The organism is Niastella sp. sgz303648 (genome assembly GCF_059587045.1).
The window spans coordinates 149,564-167,500 of the sequence record NZ_JCAPSW010000013.1; the positions used below are offsets into that span (position 1 = coordinate 149,564).

The 17,937-nt window shown below is 44.0% G+C and carries 13 protein-coding genes; 12 read left to right on the top strand and 1 reads right to left on the bottom strand.

What is annotated here, in order from left to right:
* The first annotated feature begins 232 nt into the window (after positions 1-232).
* The 8 genes from AC59IL_RS29575 to AC59IL_RS29610 all read left to right on the top strand — a co-directional run bounded on the left by AC59IL_RS29575 (position 233) and on the right by AC59IL_RS29610 (position 9,600).
* Entirely contained in the window at positions 233-2,101 is a 1,869-nt protein-coding gene (locus tag AC59IL_RS29575; RefSeq protein ID WP_496555847.1) for a phosphoenolpyruvate carboxykinase (GTP), read from the top strand.
* A 60-nt stretch (positions 2,102-2,161) separates the two neighbouring features.
* Positions 2,162-3,829 carry a putative transporter gene (locus tag AC59IL_RS29580; protein WP_496555848.1) on the top strand — a complete coding sequence of 556 codons (1,668 nt, stop codon included), beginning with the start codon at positions 2,162-2,164 and terminating at the stop codon, positions 3,827-3,829.
* Positions 3,830-3,871: 42 nt separating this feature from the next.
* Complete coding sequence (locus AC59IL_RS29585) at positions 3,872-4,630, top strand: DUF2490 domain-containing protein (RefSeq protein ID WP_496555849.1); 759 nt, start codon at positions 3,872-3,874, stop codon at positions 4,628-4,630.
* A gap of 191 nt (positions 4,631-4,821) precedes the next feature.
* The gene (gene sdhC / locus AC59IL_RS29590) at positions 4,822-5,634 is read left to right on the top strand and encodes a succinate dehydrogenase subunit SdhC (RefSeq protein WP_496555850.1); all 813 of its coding nucleotides are present in this window, start codon (positions 4,822-4,824) and stop codon (positions 5,632-5,634) included.
* Positions 5,635-5,798: 164 nt separating this feature from the next.
* Positions 5,799-7,610 (top strand): fumarate reductase/succinate dehydrogenase flavoprotein subunit, encoded by a 1,812-nt coding sequence (locus AC59IL_RS29595; RefSeq protein ID WP_496555851.1) that lies wholly within the window; start codon positions 5,799-5,801, stop codon positions 7,608-7,610.
* A 73-nt stretch (positions 7,611-7,683) separates the two neighbouring features.
* Positions 7,684-8,433, top strand: coding sequence for a succinate dehydrogenase/fumarate reductase iron-sulfur subunit (locus AC59IL_RS29600; protein ID WP_496555852.1), 750 nt, complete (start codon positions 7,684-7,686; stop codon positions 8,431-8,433).
* Between the two features lie 127 nt (positions 8,434-8,560).
* The gene (locus AC59IL_RS29605) at positions 8,561-9,058 is read left to right on the top strand and encodes a hypothetical protein (RefSeq protein WP_496555853.1); all 498 of its coding nucleotides are present in this window, start codon (positions 8,561-8,563) and stop codon (positions 9,056-9,058) included.
* Positions 9,059-9,087: 29 nt separating this feature from the next.
* Positions 9,088-9,600 (top strand): GNAT family N-acetyltransferase, encoded by a 513-nt coding sequence (locus AC59IL_RS29610; RefSeq protein ID WP_496555854.1) that lies wholly within the window; start codon positions 9,088-9,090, stop codon positions 9,598-9,600.
* Here the strand turns inward: AC59IL_RS29610 and AC59IL_RS29615 are convergent.
* Complete coding sequence (locus tag AC59IL_RS29615) at positions 9,581-12,118, bottom strand: phosphocholine-specific phospholipase C (RefSeq protein WP_496555855.1); 2,538 nt, start codon at positions 12,116-12,118, stop codon at positions 9,581-9,583. The two genes, AC59IL_RS29610 and AC59IL_RS29615, sit on opposite strands and share 20 nt — an antisense overlap.
* Positions 12,119-12,271: 153 nt before the next feature.
* Here AC59IL_RS29615 and AC59IL_RS29620 point away from each other — a divergent pair, with 153 nt between their 5' ends.
* The 4 genes from AC59IL_RS29620 to AC59IL_RS29635 all read left to right on the top strand — a co-directional run bounded on the left by AC59IL_RS29620 (position 12,272) and on the right by AC59IL_RS29635 (position 17,897).
* A complete protein-coding gene (locus AC59IL_RS29620) occupies positions 12,272-13,081 on the top strand; it encodes a helix-turn-helix domain-containing protein (RefSeq protein ID WP_496555856.1) in 810 nt (269 codons plus the stop codon).
* A gap of 63 nt (positions 13,082-13,144) precedes the next feature.
* Positions 13,145-14,587: an alpha/beta fold hydrolase gene (locus AC59IL_RS29625; RefSeq protein ID WP_496555857.1), complete on the top strand. Its 1,443-nt coding sequence runs from the start codon at positions 13,145-13,147 to the stop codon at positions 14,585-14,587.
* Between the two features lie 239 nt (positions 14,588-14,826).
* Complete coding sequence (locus tag AC59IL_RS29630) at positions 14,827-16,851, top strand: T9SS type B sorting domain-containing protein (protein WP_496555858.1); 2,025 nt, start codon at positions 14,827-14,829, stop codon at positions 16,849-16,851.
* Positions 16,852-16,862: 11 nt separating this feature from the next.
* Positions 16,863-17,897: a PorP/SprF family type IX secretion system membrane protein gene (locus tag AC59IL_RS29635; protein WP_496555859.1), complete on the top strand. Its 1,035-nt coding sequence runs from the start codon at positions 16,863-16,865 to the stop codon at positions 17,895-17,897.
* Positions 17,898-17,937: the final 40 nt, after the last annotated feature.

A 17,937-nucleotide genomic window follows, 5' to 3' on the forward strand; every position in this document is an offset into this window, starting at 1 on the left:
TCAATTGCCTATTGTCTATTGTCAATTGTCAATTGTCTGTTGAACACCTGGTGATTTAAATCATATCCCGGGATAGTCTTAATCAGTTTTTTATCTGGCGGTCTGAGCAATATTTGCACTGGCTTCTTACGATTGATTGCTCCAAAAACGATTCTTGCTACATGATTAACAAAGCATACGGAGACGTGCCGTAACAGCTGTTTTTTATTTAACCATTTAATTCACAATTTTTATGATTGTACAAAGTAATTTATCTGTTTATGAAAGCGCACTGGTGGAGGGTGGTCTTGAAGCCTGGATAAACCAGGTGGCCAGCCAGTGCGGCGCCAAAGCCATTCACTGGTGTGATGGCTCACAGGAAGAATATGATAACCTTTGCAACCAACTGGTTGAAAAAGGAACTTTTATACGACTGAATCCTAAAAAACGTCCCAATAGTTTTGCGTGTTTTAGTGATCCCAGTGACGTAGCACGCGTTGAAGACAAAACTTTTATTTGCAGCCGTTTGAAAGAAGATGCCGGCCCAACCAACAACTGGATGGAGCCCGATAAAATGAAAAAAATACTGAACAGTCTGCTCGACGACAGTATGGAGGGACGTACTTTATATGTGATTCCTTTCTGTATGGGTCCGCTCGGATCGCCCTATTCAAGATATGGTGTGCAACTGACCGACTCAGAATATGTGGTGGTGAATATGCGTATCATGACACGCATGGGCGAACAGGTGCTGCCTTACCTGCATAAAAGGCAATATGTAAAATGTTTGCATACCATTGGCGCTCCGCTCGTTGGAAAAGCAAAAGATGTTAGCTGGCCCTGTAATCCCGATGTAAAATACATCAGTCACTTTCCCGAAGAACGCCTGATCATTTCATACGGAAGCGGTTATGGCGGTAATGCGCTGATGGGTAAAAAATGTTTTGCGCTGCGTATTGCCTCAGTAATGGGTAAAGAAGAAGGCTGGCTGGCCGAGCACATGCTGATCATGGGTGTTCAATCACCGAAAGGCGAAAAAACCTATGTGGCTGCCGCTTTCCCAAGCGCCTGTGGTAAAACCAACTTCTCTATGATGATTCCGCCAAAATCATTCGACGACTGGAAAGTAACAACAGTAGGTGATGATATTGCCTGGATACACAAAGGCGAAGACGGTGGTTTGTATGCTATCAATCCTGAGGCTGGTTATTTTGGTGTGGCCCCCGGCACCAATTACAAAACCAACCCTAATGCTATGGAAACCATAAAATCCAATACCATCTTTACCAACGTTGCTATAACAGCCGACAAAGATGTTTGGTGGGAAGGTTTAACACCTGAACCACCGGCCGGACTGACCGACTGGCATGGCAAGCCATGGGACGCTGCCAGCGGAAAACCTGCTGCACACCCCAACTCACGATTCACTGCACCGGCTTATCAGAATCCTGGCATTGACAAAGATTGGGAAAACCCGAACGGCGTACACATTGAGGCCTTTATTTTCGGTGGCCGTCGCAGCACAGCTGTGCCACTGGTTTATCAATCGTTCAACTGGAATTTTGGTGTATACCTTGCCAATACAATGGGAAGCGAAATGACAGCTGCTGCATTTGGTGAAATAGGCAAAGTTCGCCGTGATCCGTTCGCTATGCTGCCTTTTATCGGTTATCATATTGGTGATTATGTAAACAACTGGATGCAGTTTGGTCGCGATCTGCCCAATGCACCGCGCATCTTTGGTGTAAACTGGTTCAGGAAAGATGAGAAAGGACAATTTTTATGGCCGGGCTTTGGTGAAAACGTTCGCGTATTGAAATGGATTGTACAAAGAATAAAAGGCGGTGCTTCTGCAGTAGAATGCCCGATTGGATGGATGCCCCGTTATGAAGATATAGACTGGAAAGGAATGGAATTCACACGCGAAGACTTTCAAAAAATAATGACCATCGACCGCGAACCCTGGAAACAGGAATTGCTATCCCATGAAGAATTATTTTCACGGATGTACGATAAACTTCCCAAAGAGTTTTTCTTTATGAGAGAACTACTGCTCTCTGCATTATGGCGATCTCCCGAACACTGGGGACTTCAGCCCGAGAGAGATGAACATCACAATTGAGAACCCAAAGAGTGTTATAGAGTAAAGTTTATAACACTCTTTACATTTTATTCCGTTTTTATGAAGTGGTTAATAGATCTGTTTATGCAACCATCTGTTGCCCAGACGGTGATTTTGTACGGATTGATTATTGCCGTTGGCATTTGGTTAGGAAAAGTAAAATTGTTCGGCATTTCATTAGGTATAACATGGGTATTGTTTGTTGGTTTGCTTTTTTCGTACCTGGGTTTTAAAGTGAATGATGAAATACAACATTTTCTGCGCGATTTTGGTCTTATTCTTTTTGTATACTCCATAGGATTGCAGGTTGGGCCCGGATTTTTTGCCTCCCTTAAAAAAGGCGCCCTTATCAATAATTTACTGGCACTGGCCATTGTTGTGCTGGGCTTAACGGTTACTGTTGTATTTGCCCGCATATCGGGTTATTCAATTCCTGTAATGGCAGGTGTAATGAGCGGCGCTGTTACCAACACGCCGGGGCTTGCTGCTGCGCAAACCGCGGTTAAAGACCTGCATGTTGCCGGAACTGATATGTCGATGATAACCCTTGCTTACGCATGTAGCTATCCGTTTGGTGTATTTAGTATCATCGGTTCCCTGCTCATTCTTAAAAAAATGTTCGGTGTTAATATCGAACGCGAAAGGGAACTGCACCGCAAACTGAATATTTTTAAATCGAACCGGCCGGTTGCCATGCACGTGAATCTCGAAAACAAGCAATTGATCGGTCAGCCTTTGCGCAAAATATTTGAATTGCTGAAAGAGCCCATTGTTATTTCAAGAATGTTTCACCAGGGACGCATCATAACACCTACGCCCGATCTTGTACTGGCAGGTGGTGATGTAATGCTGGTGATTGCGCCCCGTTGGGAAATGGAACAGGTAAAAAATCTCATCGGTTCGCCCAGCACCATGAATTTGAAAGAAGAAGCTGGCTGCGATCTGATATCGAAAGTAATTGTGGTTACCCGCAAGGAAGTAACGCACAAACGCCTGGGCGATATTGCTGAAATGCATCAGCAAAATTTTACGCTTACCCGTTTGGAAAGGGCCGGTATTGAAATGGTAACACACGGAAGTACATACATGCAACTGGGCGATACCATACGTGTTGTAGGCACCCGCGAAGGCGTTGAGCGTGTAGCCAAAGTAGTTGGTAATTCAATAAAGCGGCTCGAAGCGCCTGACCTGGCCCCCGTATTTATTGGTATTGTGTTAGGTGTAATATTGGGAAGCATACCAATTTATGTACCCAATATGCCGGTACCGGTTAAAATAGGTTTGGCAGGCGGCCCGCTGATCGTGGCATTGCTGCTGAGCCGTTTTGGAAGCCTCATTTATCTGAACAACTATATCACCGGCAGCGCCAGCCTGCTGATCAGGGAACTGGGCATTGCGTTGTTCCTGTGCAGCGTAGGACTTGGCAGCGGTAGTAATCTGTCGGCTGCATTTGCCGATGGCAGCGGATGGCGCTGGATGCTGATGGCCATTTTTATTACGCTGATACCACTGGTGTTGGTAGGTTTTATAGCACATCGCTTTTGCCGTAAAACATATTTCGAAGTATGCGGCTTGCTGGCAGGCGCCTCTACCGATCCTCCTGCACTGGCGTTTGCATTAAAAACAGCCGGCAATGATGTTCCCTCGGCCAGTTATGCAACCGTTTATCCGCTTACCATGCTTTGCCGTATTGTGGGAGCGCAATTGTTAATCCTGCTGTTTGCATAATGAAATGATAAGGCAGGAATAGTTGAATTAAAAAAAGATAAGATGAAAAGTACATTTGACCGCATTTTTATTTCGATGGCTTTATTAATAATCGTAAACATCAATTATGCGCAGGAAGGAAAAGTGATCCATGAACAAAGCCAGAGCTGGCTAAGCATAAACAGCACGGTGCGGGTTGCCGGCAAATGGGGTTTTGTGGCTGACCTGCATGAACGAAGAAACAATTTTTTGAGCGATGTGAGTTTTCATTTTGTTCGGGCTGGTATTACTTACTGGATCAAAGATAATCTTACTGTAACAGCCGGCTATGGCCATATGTGGGTGGCGCCAACAACAGCCGGCTGGAAAACCTATGCCAATGAAAACCGTATTTATCAACAAGGGCAATTGATTACAAAGCTGGGCAGCGTAAGTATATTGCAGCGCATTCGCAACGAGCAACGCTGGCAGCAAAAAATCGTAAGTGATAAAGCAACAGGCGACAATAAGTTTACCGATCGCGTTCGCTACCTGTTATCGTTTACGATCCCCGTTTTTAAAAACCACTGGTATCCTTCGCTGGCATTGGCCGATGAATTATCCGTACAATTCGGAAAAGAAGTTGTGTATAATACATTTGATCAAAACAAAGCTTTTATCGGCATCAAAGAGTCGCTGAGCAAATCGGTCAGTTTTGATCTTGGCTATATGCTGGTTTTTCAACAAAAGGCATCGGGAACTGCATATGATAAGAACCATACATTTCGCTGGTTCTTTTATTACACACCCGATCTTAGAAAAAAAGATCATTCCCATGGATAGGGTGTCTGCCTGATTTATGATAATTGCCCCGGGTTAGTACTGCGAGACATTTTTGTGTCTCGCAGTTTTATTTTGTTGCCTTTGGCAACTCCCCTTTTTTACAGTAACTTTAAATACCATTTTACAGTTCTCCATACTCGTTGACCAAACTTCAGGTTAAGATTTTATCCTTAACAATCTAATCAGTTATTATGACTGAGATAAACTTAACTGATGTCCCGCGGGGACCGCGGGGTTTTGGTCATACCTACCGTAAAGATGCATGGTGGGCAAGTCCTTTGATCGTTTTTGTTTGTTTGACCACCTTTGTTGTATACGTTACCTGGGCAGCGTTTCAGGGCAGGCATTATACATTCGGTCCTTATCTTTCCCCGCTTTATTCACCGGAGCTTTTTGGCGATTCGCCCCATAGCTGGTTCGGTGGCAAACCCGGCTGGTGGCCATCTTTTTTACCCTGGTCGCCTGCATTGCTGATTTTATGGATGCCGGGATTGTTCAGGTTAACCTGTTATTACTATCGTGGTGCTTATTATAAATCATTTTGGGCCGATCCGCCATCGTGCACGGTAACTGAACCACGCAAAAAGTACCGGGGCGAAAATTCTTTTCCACTGATCATACAAAATATACACCGGTACTTTTTGTACCTCGGATTGTTGTTCCTGTGTATTCTTGCTTACGATGTATGGAAGGCGTTGTGGTTTACCGATGTGGCAACCGGTCAGCAATCATTTGGCATCGGCATTGGCACATTAGTGCTCGCAGTTAATGTGGTGCTGCTGGCAGGATATACTTTCGGTTGTCATTCATTGCGTCACCTTGTTGGTGGGTTTATGGATCGTTTTTCAGGATCGCCGGTTCGTCATAGGATGTACCGTTGTGCAGGCTGTTTTAATAAACGGCATATGCTGTGGGCCTGGATGAGTTTGTTTTGGGTTATGTTTTCAGACATCTATATTCGTTTGTGCTCGATGGGAGTGTGGAGCGACTGGAGGATTGTGTAATGGTGAGTGGTGAGTGGTGAGTGGTGAATGGGCAGTGGTGAATAGAAAATAGATTTGAAAACATGGATATTCCCGGTAATTAATTATTGGCATGTTGGGTGGTTAAAGGAATTTTAAATACTCAAATTACTCACCACTGACCATTCACCATTCACAAATTTGTTATGTCATCTTTCGATACATACAATTACGATGTGCTGGTCATAGGCGCCGGAGGCGCCGGTTTGCGTGCTGCCATAGAAGCTGCTGCCAACGGCGTTTCTGTTGGTTTGATATGCAAATCTTTACTCGGCAAAGCGCATACCGTAATGGCTGAGGGCGGCATTGCCGCTGCCTTATCAAACGTTGATGAGCGCGATAACTGGAAAGTTCATTTTGCCGATACCATGCGCGGCGGCCAATACCTGAACAACTGGCGAATGGCAGAGTTACTTGCCAAAGAAGCACCTGACCGCGTGCGTGAGCTCGAAGCATGGGGGGCATTATTCGACAGAACAGCAGATGGCCGCATTTTACAACGGAATTTCGGCGGACATAAATATCCGCGGCTTGCTCATGTTGGTGATCGTACCGGACTGGAAATGATACGTACCCTGCAGGACCATGGTATTCATCAGGGCATTGATGTGCATATGGAATGCACCATTATAAACCTGCTGAAAGATGGTGAACGTGTTACAGGCGCCTTTGGATATGAACGGGAGAAAGGACACTTTAAATTATTCAGCGCCAAATCAATTATAATAGCTACAGGCGGCATAGGCAGGGCCTATAAAATTACCAGTAACAGTTGGGAATATACGGGCGATGGACATGCGCTTGCGTATCATGCCGGGGCAGAGCTGATGGATATGGAGTTTGTGCAATTTCATCCAACAGGAATGGTTTGGCCGCCCGGTGTGCGCGGCATTCTGGTAACAGAAGGCGTTCGCGGTGAAGGAGGGATTTTACTGAACAAAGAGAACAAACGTTTTATGTTCAATGATATTCCTGAATTATATCGCAATCAAACGGCAGATAATGAAGAAGAAGGATGGCGGTATACGCAGGGCGACCGCAATGCAAAACGTCCGCCTGAATTGCTTACCCGCGACCATGTGGCACGCTGTATTGTTCGTGAAATCAAAGAGGGCAGGGGCAGTACGCACAACGGTGTATTTCTTGATATTTCCTGGATCAAAGCAAAAATGCCCAATGCGGCGGATTATATAAAGAAGAAGCTGCCCGGTATGTATCACCAGTTTAAAAAGCTGGCAGATATCGATATCACCACAGAAGCAATGGAAGTAGGCCCTACCACGCATTACATGATGGGTGGTATTCGGGTTGATGGTAATACGCAGATGTGCACCGTGCCCGGACTTTTTGCAGCAGGAGAGGCTGCCGCAGGTTTACACGGCGCCAACCGGTTGGGCGGCAACTCACTGGCCGATTTGCTTGTATTTGGAAAACGCGCCGGTGAATATGCGGCAAAGTTTGCAAAAGAAAACAAGGCAGGTAATATTGATGACAGCGAGGTTGAGTTGTTTGCCCAAAAAGCACTGGAACCATTTGAGCGAACAGCAGGAGAAAATCCTTTTCAGCTTCAATACGATTTGCAGGAACTGATGCAGGATCTGGTGGGTATTGTGCGCAATGAGCAGGAACTGATAAGAGCAATGGATGAATTAAAAAAATTGCGGCACCGGTTTAATAATCTAAAAGTGCCGGGAAACAGGGAATATAACAACGGATGGCATACTGCATTGGATCTGCAAAATTTGCTGACGGTTTCGGAAGCCATTACAATGGCGGCCATAGAAAGAAAAGAAAGCCGCGGAGCGCATTTTAGAGATGATTATCCGTTAAAAGATAACCAAACAGGAAATTGTAACCTCGTTATTGTTAAAGGCGAAGATGGGCTGATGCAGGTGAAGCGCATGCCCCTGAGCGATATACCGCAGGAACTGAAACAGATCATTGATGAAATGAAGTAAAACCAGGTGCCGGTTACCTGTTACCAGTTACCAGTAGCCGGTAGCCGGGAACTGGTAACCGGTAACAAAAAAAATGGCAACAGCAACATTTCATATTTGGCGTGGTGATGCTTCGGGTGGAAAGTTCGAAACGTATTCCACCGAAATTACCGAAGGCATGGTAGTGCTCGATGCAGTGCATCAGATACAGGCCAAATATGCCAATGACCTGGCCGTACGATGGAACTGCAAGGCCGGCAAATGTGGTTCGTGTTCGGCAGAAATTAATGGCATACCGAAATTAATGTGCATGACGCGTCTGAGCGAGCTTGACATGGATAAACCTGTGCTGTTGCAGCCATTGAAGGCGTTTCCTTTGATCAAAGACCTGGTAACAGATGTTTCGTGGAATTTTGTAATGAAGAAAAAAATTAAAGAATTTAAACCTCGTGTACCCGATGCAGAAGATGGCACCTGGCGCATGTTGCAGCAGGATATTGACCGGGTGCAGGAATTTCGTAAATGCATTGAATGTTTTTTATGCCAGGATGTATGTCATGTATTGCGCGAACACCAGTTGTATGATCAGTTTATCGGGCCCCGGCTTTTAGTGCATGTAGCTGCACTCGAAATGCATCCTTTGGATATTGAAGACCGTTTGTCTGATTTAAAAAAAGCAAATGGCATCGGGTATTGTAATATCACCAAATGTTGCACAAAGGTTTGTCCCGAAGAAATTACGATTACCGACAATGCGATCATTCCGCTGAAAGAACGGGTAGCTGATAGATTTTATGATCCTTTGAAGAAGTTATTCCGATGGCTCACAGGAAAAAGGCAATAGGCAGTAGGCAGTAGGCAATGGGCAGTAGACGGTTGCCTTGTCAACTTGTTAACTTTTTAACTTGTCAACTTATCAACTATTTCAACTTGTCAACTTCTCAACTAATAAACTTCTCAACACATAAACCATGCTTCAATTAAAACGTATTTCCCGGGAAGGCATACCGGGAGCTCTTGAAAAAGCAGAGCGTTACAGAGTGCTTAACGAACCTGCAATGGCCGAAAGCATCTGTCTTGATATACTGGAAACCGAACCGCAAAATTCCCCGGCAATTATCACCCTGCTTTTGGCAATAACAGATCAATTTAACGCGTCTGCCTCAGGTGATGTAAGCAGGGCGCGTGAATTGTTACACAGTCTGAAAAGTGAATATGAAAGAAATTATTATGCGGGTATCATCAGTGAACGTGAGGGTATTGCCATTTTCAATCGCAGAATGGCCGGCAGCCAGTATGCCGTTTATGAATGGCTGAATGAGGCCATGGAATATTTTCAAAGGGCCGAAGCTGTTCGTCCGCCGGGAAATGATGATGCCATATTGAGATGGAATACCTGCGCCCGCATGATCATGCGTTATCATCTGGAGCCGGCAAATGAGCGATATGTTGAACCGCCGCTCGAATAACGGTTTGAGGAATTTTTGTACATTTAGTTATGCAATTCAAAATAGAAGAATACGCTGATGTATACAAGCAACAGGTAATTGATGTAATTGTAACTATTCAACGTACAGAATTTAATGTAGCCATAACTGCCGATGAACAACCCGACCTGCAGGATGTACGCAGTTTTTATCAAAACAATAATGGTAATTTTTGGGTAGCCGTTGCTGGTAATACGGTAATAGGAACCATTGCATTATTAGATATCGGCAATAAGCGAGGTGCATTACGAAAAATGTTTGTAGCGGCCGGGTATCGCGGAAAAGAGCAGGGTGTGGGCCAGGCTTTACTGAATACGCTGCTGGCATGGGCCCAACAAAAGGAATTTGCTGCAATTTATTTGGGTACCACCGAAAAGTTTTTGGCAGCTCATCGTTTTTATGAAAAAAATCATTTTCAGGAAGTGCCAATGACCGCATTACCAAAGGAATTTCCGGTTTTGGCTGTTGATGTAAAGTTTTATAAATATGATATTGCCCCTGGTTCTACACCATCCTTCCCATAAAAGGATCCGTTTTTCCCGGATTGCCGGTTTCTACACGACCCGCATATCTTTTTTTAAATAATTTGTTGCCTTTTATGGTCACTGAAAAGTCGTACCATCCAAAGCTTTTGGCCAGGTGCAATGTAACTGCCTGCTTTCCTTTTGCAGGTGAAGCATCAATCGTAATGCTTTGTGTAGGTAATTTATAAGCATTGTCGGTTATTTCAAATACATACGATTGTTTGCCGGTATTATTAAACGATACAATGATATTGCCTGAAAGCTGTTTCGGTTTTTTGGAGTCTGCTTCATACACACAATGCACTTCCACCTCCGGATCATCCTGTGTTCCTGCAAATTCCCTGAAAAAGCCATTGGGCCCGTATACAAGCAAATGATATGTATCGTTTTCAAAATCGCCCAACTGCCACTTATCTTTTATCTGGCTGCCTTCTTCCACAGCATAAGCCCATGTTTGTACGGCCTGCTGTTGATAGATACCGGGAGCATATACATGAAAAGGCGAACCTGCCGACCTGGTACCAAATACGTTGGTGCCTGCGCTCAGCATTATTTCAAATGTTTTTTTATCGTTACCCAGCCTGCCATCGGCGTATAATTCATAAGGCAAAGAGCAGGCAGAGCGCATGCCTTTTTCCTGTTTGGGCATAAAAGGAGCCAACAACGTGTCTTTATTAATAGTCTCAATTTCATCCTGCGTTAACTTTTTATACCCCTCGGGCAACTTTTTGAATTGCGCTTTGTGAATGCCTTCGATAAATTTATCTCTTTCCAAAAATACCGGGAGTGTTATTTTTTCGCCCGTGTAAGGTCTGAAAACAGAAGTAAGGTCACCGCAAACAGTACGCCTCCATTTACTGATATTCGACTCCTCTATTTTCTTTCCCGTTTTATGCAATAAAAATTTCTCAAGAAATTGCAATGATGAAGTATGATCAAATACTTCTGAATTTACCCATCCGCCGCGACTCCACGGCGAGGCAACAACCATCGGTACCCGATAACCAAGCCCAATAGAACTTTCTCTGGCCCATTCAGCTATTGATTGCTGTTGCGCATTGGCTACGTACTCAACGCCCGTTTCAATGCCTTCTGATGTTGATCCGGTGGTTGTTTTATGCGGATGAGGGGCTACAAACGGAGGCACATGATCAAAATAACCATCATTTTCGTCATACGTTAAAATGAAGATTGTTTTTTTCCATACCTCGGGGTTTTGTGTAAGAATATCCAATACTTCACTAATGTACCACACGCCGTACCATGCCGCGGAAGGATGATCTGAAAAATTTTCCGGTGCAACGATCCATGAAACAGTTGGCAGTTTACCATTTTTAACATCTTCACGAAACTGGTGCAGTACATCTCCTTTTGGAGCCTTCATTTGCCGTTCGGTATCGCCATCTTTATATTTTAAAGAATCAAGCCGGTGATAATCCGGGTCGTTTTTATTAGTATCGAATGCTTTTTGGTGCAGACTTTTCTCTTTGGCCGAAAGCCGTTCATAATTTTCTTTGGTATATTGCTTTTGATCGGCCTCATTGGTGGCAAGGTATTTCTTCAACCCTTCAATTCTTTTTTTTACTTTTTCTATATCTGCCGAATTTGCCGGTAATGTTTGTAACAGTTGTTCCTGCTTTTTTATTTCCTCCGCGATCAATGCGGCAGCCCGGGGAAGATTGTCAATAAAAGCAGGATGAAATTTTACGTTGTATTGTGTAAAATATTCAAGCGGATTATCTCCAAAGTTGGCCAACCAGCTATCTTCTTCGCCTTCAAATCCAACGCCAACGCTGAGTTCGTTTTGGTAAACTTTCCAGGATACACCGTTTTCTTCGAGTCTTTCGGGGAACGTAGTCCAGCTCACCATGGTATTATAATCCGCATCTTCATTCCATACATTTGCTTTGGCATTTTCATCCTGTTTATCTCTGATGGTACCCGACCAGAAAAACAGGCGGTTGGGTGTGGTGCCGGTGAGTGAAGAACAGAAGTTCTGGTCACAAACCGTGAATGCATCTGCCAGGGCATAATAAAATGGTAAATCTTCTCTTGAATGAAAACCTAAGGTCAGCGGCATGTTTTCATAATCTTTATTCCCTGAATGCTTTGCATCAAGCCATTTGTCGTAGCGTCCGTTATTTCTTGCATCAACCTGGTTGGCCCATGCATGCGGAAGCGAACTCATCCAGGTGGCCTTTGTATTGTTGATATCAAGGCGAAACGGAGCATAGGTTTCGCCCTCTTTATTGGTTTGCAGCCATACCAGGTTTTTATTGGGCAAACGGATTGCCCGCGGATCATTAAAGCCACGCACACCCTGCAATGTTCCGTAAGCATGATCGAATGAGCGATTCTCCTGCATAAGAAATACAACATGTTCCGCATCCTGCCAGGTGCTACCCGCATCGGGGTCAATAGCCAGCGCTTTGGCAATGGAGGGAGGCAATACGTGCAAAAGACCTGCGCCGCCTGAAAGCAGGGATGCTTTTTTAAGAAATTCTCTGCGGGTATCCATAATTTAATGAGATTAAATAAACAGGATAAAAATAGCCGTAAAAGCGATACTTTGTTTGGAAATATAAAAATTAAACAGATGTTAATATAGCAGCCGGATATTTTTTGAATAGCTTATTCAGAGCATCGCCTTATCTTTTATTATATTTAATCAATGGTCGAAATCTTCGATAATATCCGCAAACTTTACCGGTTCACCACTCCATGCGAAGAGCTGACAGATTATATTGAATTTTTTTCTGAATCATCTGCTGAAGCAATCCATACCTATATAGGCAACGATCGTTTTACCGTTAAAATGTTTGCCAGCTATACGCCTACTATCTGGATCAACCTGGGTTCAACCTATCGCCTTACCATGAGCAGTGCCGGTTATACTATTCCCAATGGGAAAGATGTTCTGATTATACGCGATGGCACGGTTGAAAGACATAACCTGCCTGCGGACTATATTTTCACGATCAAGTTTTTTCCCGGTGGCCTGCAGGCGATATTAGCGTTGAATCAGGCAAAAATGATCAACCGGGTTATTGATGTCAATGACGTACTTCCTCCGGCGCTTATTCAACGTATACGAAGCGCGGGCAGCTTTGAAAACAGGGTGCAGCAGTTACAGCAATTCTTTGCAGGTTGTTTAAAGAGAAATAAGCAAAAGGACCATTATATACAATTTGTGAAAGATACCATCGCCTGTTATGAAGCCGGTAATTTTCAATATAACGTAAATGAATTGTCGGCCCGTCTTTTTACTTCGTCCAAAACAATAAACCGGTATTTTAACCGCGTGATTGGCATCGCGCCAAAAGATTATTTTTCCATTCTCAGGGCACGCACCGCCTTAACCGCGCTGGTGCTCAATAAAAAGAATTTTGCTCCCGACAATTACGGATATTACGACATGAGCCATTTTTACAAAGAAATGGCAAGGTTTACCGGAAAGAAACTGGCTGACCAGCGGTTATAAAATGTCCGTTTTTTACAAACATTTATTTTCACCGCCTTAATAGATTTGCTTTAAATAAAGGCCATGAAACGTTGCTATCTTTTATTGATTGGTGTTATTGCTTTTTTACAATCTGCCCGGGCACAGCAGCAACGGTATACCCCTGTGATAGAACCCTGCGAATGCGCAGTGAAGGTTGATAGTATTTATAAAACCCGCTGCGGATATTTGATCGTTCCCGAAAACCGAACCAAAAACAACGGTAAAACCATAAAGCTGCCATTTATTATTGTGAGAAGTAATAATCCCCAAAAGCATAAAGATCCGGTTTTATATACAGCAGGTGGGCCCGGCGGCAGTTCGTTGGGCTGGGTCAGGGGCGCTTCAAAACGTTCAATAATAAACGACAGAGATTGCATTGCCTTTGAACAACGCGGCACCCGGTATGCAATACCTTCCTTATGGACCCCTGCATTAACTGAAGTCATTCAGGAATCGTACCGGAAAAATCTTAACAAAGACAGTATGATGATAGAAGGGGTGAAGCGTTATAAAAAAAGCCTCGAAGCCCTGGGCATCGATTTAACCGGTTACAATACCGATGAAACAGTTGCTGATATTCACGACCTGTTAAAGGCGCTGCAAATTGATTTGGTAAACCTTTTTGGTGGTTCTTACAGCGGTGGATTAATGATGGCGGTTTTGCAAAAAGATCCGGCCCGCATCAGGTCGTTAATACTCGACTCACCGCTTCCCACCTTTGTGCGCATCGATGAAGATGAACCGGCCAATTTTAATGAGGCCCTGAATATATTGTTCAGTCGTTGTGCAACAGATTCAACAAACCGGGAGGTATATGGAAATTTAAAGCAAAGGTTTCAGACTTATTTTACTGCAATAAAAGATAAGTTGTTTTACATGCCTTATGTTGAGAAAGGGAAACCCGATACATTGCATATTCAATATAACCGCAATGAGCTGCTGACGGTGATCGTAAATGCCTTTTCGAACTATTCCCGCATTAAAGATGCCCCTTATATTATTAACGAGCTCATAAACGGACGACACGAGGTGTATATAGAAGAAATACTCGACGATATATTCAGCGGCGCTGCACCTGGCGGTATGCGGATGTCGGTGTATTGTGCCGATCAAACAGCGTATCACGATGAAAATATTTTAAAACAGGTTAATAAAGTATATCCATGGATGCAGGGATATCACATTAATGATGTATATAAAGCTATGTGCGATTGCTGGAATGTACCGCCCATACAACAAAAAACCAAACAACCTTTTTATTCAGATAAGCCTGCCTTACTAACTGATGGAGCATTTGACCCGGCCTGCAGACCATTGTATATAGATATGATACATCACTATATGCCCAACAGCCAGCGTATATTATTTACCCAACGATCGCATATGGTTTTGGGCGGAAAGGAAGGTGAAACTATAATAAAGATGTTCCTCGATGACCCATTCAAAAAAATTGTATTCGAAGATAAAGACATAGTAATTTATTAATCCATGTGTATAAATAGCTAACGAAATACCCAGATAATTTTTTTACTCCTTTACTTATTGCACAGTATTTGTTTTGCATTGAATATTACAATGAACCTTTTAATTTGATTAAAAGGAATGCTGACCCATGAAATAATTTCCTTCAGCCGCATAAACCGCCAGTAAACATGAATTGCATGTAATTATAGTACCCCGCCCAACGGCGTAATGGAGCAGACATTCCGGCTAACCGTTAGCCTATGAAACTGATCTACACCATTTTATTTTCGCTGTTACTGATTTATGATGCCGCGGGCCAATTTAATAATGTGCAACAGGCTACTGTTGGTATAAAAAAGTTTTTTACTACTGAAAGTAAGTCTGATCACTTTGTTCAAAACGCCGGCAATAACTATCGCATCATGGCCGGTACATGTCCGGCCAATATTGGGTTCGAAGAAGGGTCTTTGGTAAACTGGCAATGCGATACCGGTTATACCCGCGCCACCAATAAAAACGAAATCATTGTTGCACCCTCGCCACCCATGGCGGGGCGGCATACGCTGTATGCACGTGGCGCTGCATCAACCGTTGATCCTTACGGATTATTTCCTATAAATCCGCCCGATGGAAGCGGATATGCACTGAAGCTGGGAAATGATATCAATGGGGCCGAAGCCGAGCGGGTAACCTACCGCATTACAGTTCCCGCCAATGCCCAGGATGCGTCTTTTACCTATCGCTACGCCGTTGTATTTCAGGATCCCGGTCACGCAGCCAATGAACAACCAAGGTTTATTGCCCGCATGCTTGACATTGCAACCAATACTTATTTGCCCTGTGCTTCGAACGAATATATTGCCACCGCTGCTTTACCGGGGTTTCAAACATCTTCTGTCGATGCTTCTGTTAAATATAAGAGCTGGTCATCGGCATTTATCAACCTCGGTTCTTATGCCGGCAAAACGTTGCAGTTGGAGTTCATTACAGCCGATTGTACAAGAGGGGCGCATTGGGGTTATGCGTATATTGATGTAGGTGATTGCGATGTAACGGCCGGGGCCGAATACCAGTGTAAAATAAATACAGCTACGTTTACCGGTCCGCCCGGTTTTCAGGAATATTACTGGTACGATGATAATTTTCGAACACAGCTTGGCACGGGTGAACACCTGGTGCTGAATCCCACACCGGTTATTCATAATATTCATGTAGTGGTGGTTCCCTTCAATGGTTTTGGATGCAGCGATACATTGCATGCCGAAATTTATCCCATTTTACCAATAGCTAATGCCGGCCCCGATACCGTAGTTTGCCCCGGTAAGCCCATTACCATAGGAACACCACCTGATAACCGGTTTACCTATGCGTGGGGGCCCGGCGATTTTTTATCAGATACATCGATAGCTATGCCTGTGTCAACACCACCCAAACCGGCATCTTATGTTGTAACAGTTACCAGCATCGAAAGCGGTTGTGAAGCAAAAGACACTGTTAATTTAACGGTGTTTCAGCCGATACAGGTGGCTGTATCGCCCGATCAAACGATTTGTGAAGGACAGTCGGTTTCCTTACAGGCATCTGGAACCGCCGCTTTGTATGCATGGTCGCCTTCGGCAGGATTAAACCGTAGCAACATTGCTAATCCGGTTGCTTATCCATCTGTAACTACAAGCTATCAGGTGGTGGGGTACGATGGACATCAGTGCTTTACCGATACCGGTATGGTGAAAGTAACGGTTAATCCAAAGCCACATTTAAAACTGGGGCCCGATTTAACATTGCCAACCGGCAGTACGCAATCGTTAAAAGCCGAAACACCCGATACCAATATTGTTTCGTGGCAATGGTCGCCACCCGATAACCTCAGCTGTACCAACTGTCCAACACCTACGGCCGAAGTAAAAAGAAATATCACCTACCGCGCTACCGTACAAAACGAGTTTGGCTGCATCGCGGCAGATTCAATGAACATAAAAACCTTTTGTGCCGGATCGCAGGTTTTCATCCCCAATGCTTTTACACCCGACGGCGATGGGTTGAATGATGTGGTAATGGTTCGGGCAAAAGGAATTTCTGTAGTGCGTTCATTTAGGATTTTCTCACGCTGGGGGCAGCTGGTTTTTGAAAAAACAAATTTTGCTCCGAATGATCCCTTATATGGATGGGATGGAAAAATAAAAGGCATTAAAGGCCCTGCAGAGGTATATGTATATACTGTCGAGGTAGTTTGTGAAAACAATTTGATAAACACTTATAAGGGCAACATCACCCTGTTAAGATAAATCATTGTACTATGAAACAATTTTTACTTCGGTATTTGTTACTGCAACTGCTTTTATATGCTAATGCCATACAGGCCCAGGACATTCACTTTTCGCAGTTTTATGAATTTCCATTATTGCGCAACCCTGCGCTTGCCGGCATATTTAATGGCAACTTCAGGTTATCGGCGGCCTATCGCAATCAGTGGCAAAGTGTAACGGTGCCTTACCGCACCATGGCCCTAAGCGGCGAAATGAAATTAATGCGGGGCGTAACAACCGGTGATTTTATAACCGCCGGTTTACAGGTCACCAATGATGTGGCGGGCGATTCAAAACTGCAGCGAACACAGATTTTGCCGGTGATCAATTATCACAAATTGTTGAATGAAGATAAAACCACCTTTTTATCGTTTGCGTTTATGGCCGGACCGGTAAATCAACGGTTTGATGCAACCAAACTGCAGTTCGACGATCAGTTTGTAAATGGCGGGTTCTCTATTTCGAACCCAACGCGCCAGCAGTTCAATGCTACAGGTTTTACTTTTCTTGATGCCGGCCTGGGAGTAAGTTTTAAAACCAGCATAAGCAACAACGTTAACGTGTATATGGGGGCGGGTTTATTTCATGCTACTGAACCCAAGGTGGCGTTTACGAAAGACTTTGATGTGCACCTGAATAAAAAGTATGTGATCAATGGCGGTCTTTCGGCCTATATTAATAATGCTGATAAACTGGTTATGTATGCCGATTATTTTATGCAGGGCGGCAACCGCATGCTGCAGGGTGGGGGGCTGTACACGCATAGTTTTGATGAAAGCGATGAAGAGGCTGCTTTATCAATTGCCATAGGCGCTGCATACCGGTTGAAAGATGCATTCATTCCTATTTTAAAGTTATACAAGCATAATTTTGGCATCGGCCTTAGTTATGATGTAAACATAAGCAAACTAACAACTGCTTCGCAATTCAGGGGAGGCTTTGAATTATCGTTATCGTATACCGGACTATGGCGAAGGCTGGCAGAGAGTTTAGAGCAGGTAGAATGTCCTTTAAAAATATGGTAGGCACAAAAAACAAAGCCCCCCGACAGGTCGGGGGGCTCGC

What these genes read in the sequence shown, in the direction of transcription:
- AC59IL_RS29575 (WP_496555847.1), top strand. Translation starts at nt 233, where the DNA reads ATGATTGTACAAAGTAATTTATCTGTTTATGAAAGCGCACTGGTGGAG.
- AC59IL_RS29580 (WP_496555848.1), top strand. Translation starts at nt 2,162, where the DNA reads ATGAAGTGGTTAATAGATCTGTTTATGCAACCATCTGTTGCCCAGACG.
- AC59IL_RS29585 (WP_496555849.1), top strand. Translation starts at nt 3,872, where the DNA reads ATGAAAAGTACATTTGACCGCATTTTTATTTCGATGGCTTTATTAATA.
- sdhC (WP_496555850.1), top strand. Translation starts at nt 4,822, where the DNA reads ATGACTGAGATAAACTTAACTGATGTCCCGCGGGGACCGCGGGGTTTT.
- AC59IL_RS29595 (WP_496555851.1), top strand. Translation starts at nt 5,799, where the DNA reads ATGTCATCTTTCGATACATACAATTACGATGTGCTGGTCATAGGCGCC.
- AC59IL_RS29600 (WP_496555852.1), top strand. Translation starts at nt 7,684, where the DNA reads ATGGCAACAGCAACATTTCATATTTGGCGTGGTGATGCTTCGGGTGGA.
- AC59IL_RS29605 (WP_496555853.1), top strand. Translation starts at nt 8,561, where the DNA reads ATGCTTCAATTAAAACGTATTTCCCGGGAAGGCATACCGGGAGCTCTT.
- AC59IL_RS29610 (WP_496555854.1), top strand. Translation starts at nt 9,088, where the DNA reads ATGCAATTCAAAATAGAAGAATACGCTGATGTATACAAGCAACAGGTA.
- AC59IL_RS29615 (WP_496555855.1), bottom strand. Translation starts at nt 12,118, where the DNA reads ATGGATACCCGCAGAGAATTTCTTAAAAAAGCATCCCTGCTTTCAGGC.
- AC59IL_RS29620 (WP_496555856.1), top strand. Translation starts at nt 12,272, where the DNA reads ATGGTCGAAATCTTCGATAATATCCGCAAACTTTACCGGTTCACCACT.
- AC59IL_RS29625 (WP_496555857.1), top strand. Translation starts at nt 13,145, where the DNA reads ATGAAACGTTGCTATCTTTTATTGATTGGTGTTATTGCTTTTTTACAA.
- AC59IL_RS29630 (WP_496555858.1), top strand. Translation starts at nt 14,827, where the DNA reads ATGAAACTGATCTACACCATTTTATTTTCGCTGTTACTGATTTATGAT.
- AC59IL_RS29635 (WP_496555859.1), top strand. Translation starts at nt 16,863, where the DNA reads ATGAAACAATTTTTACTTCGGTATTTGTTACTGCAACTGCTTTTATAT.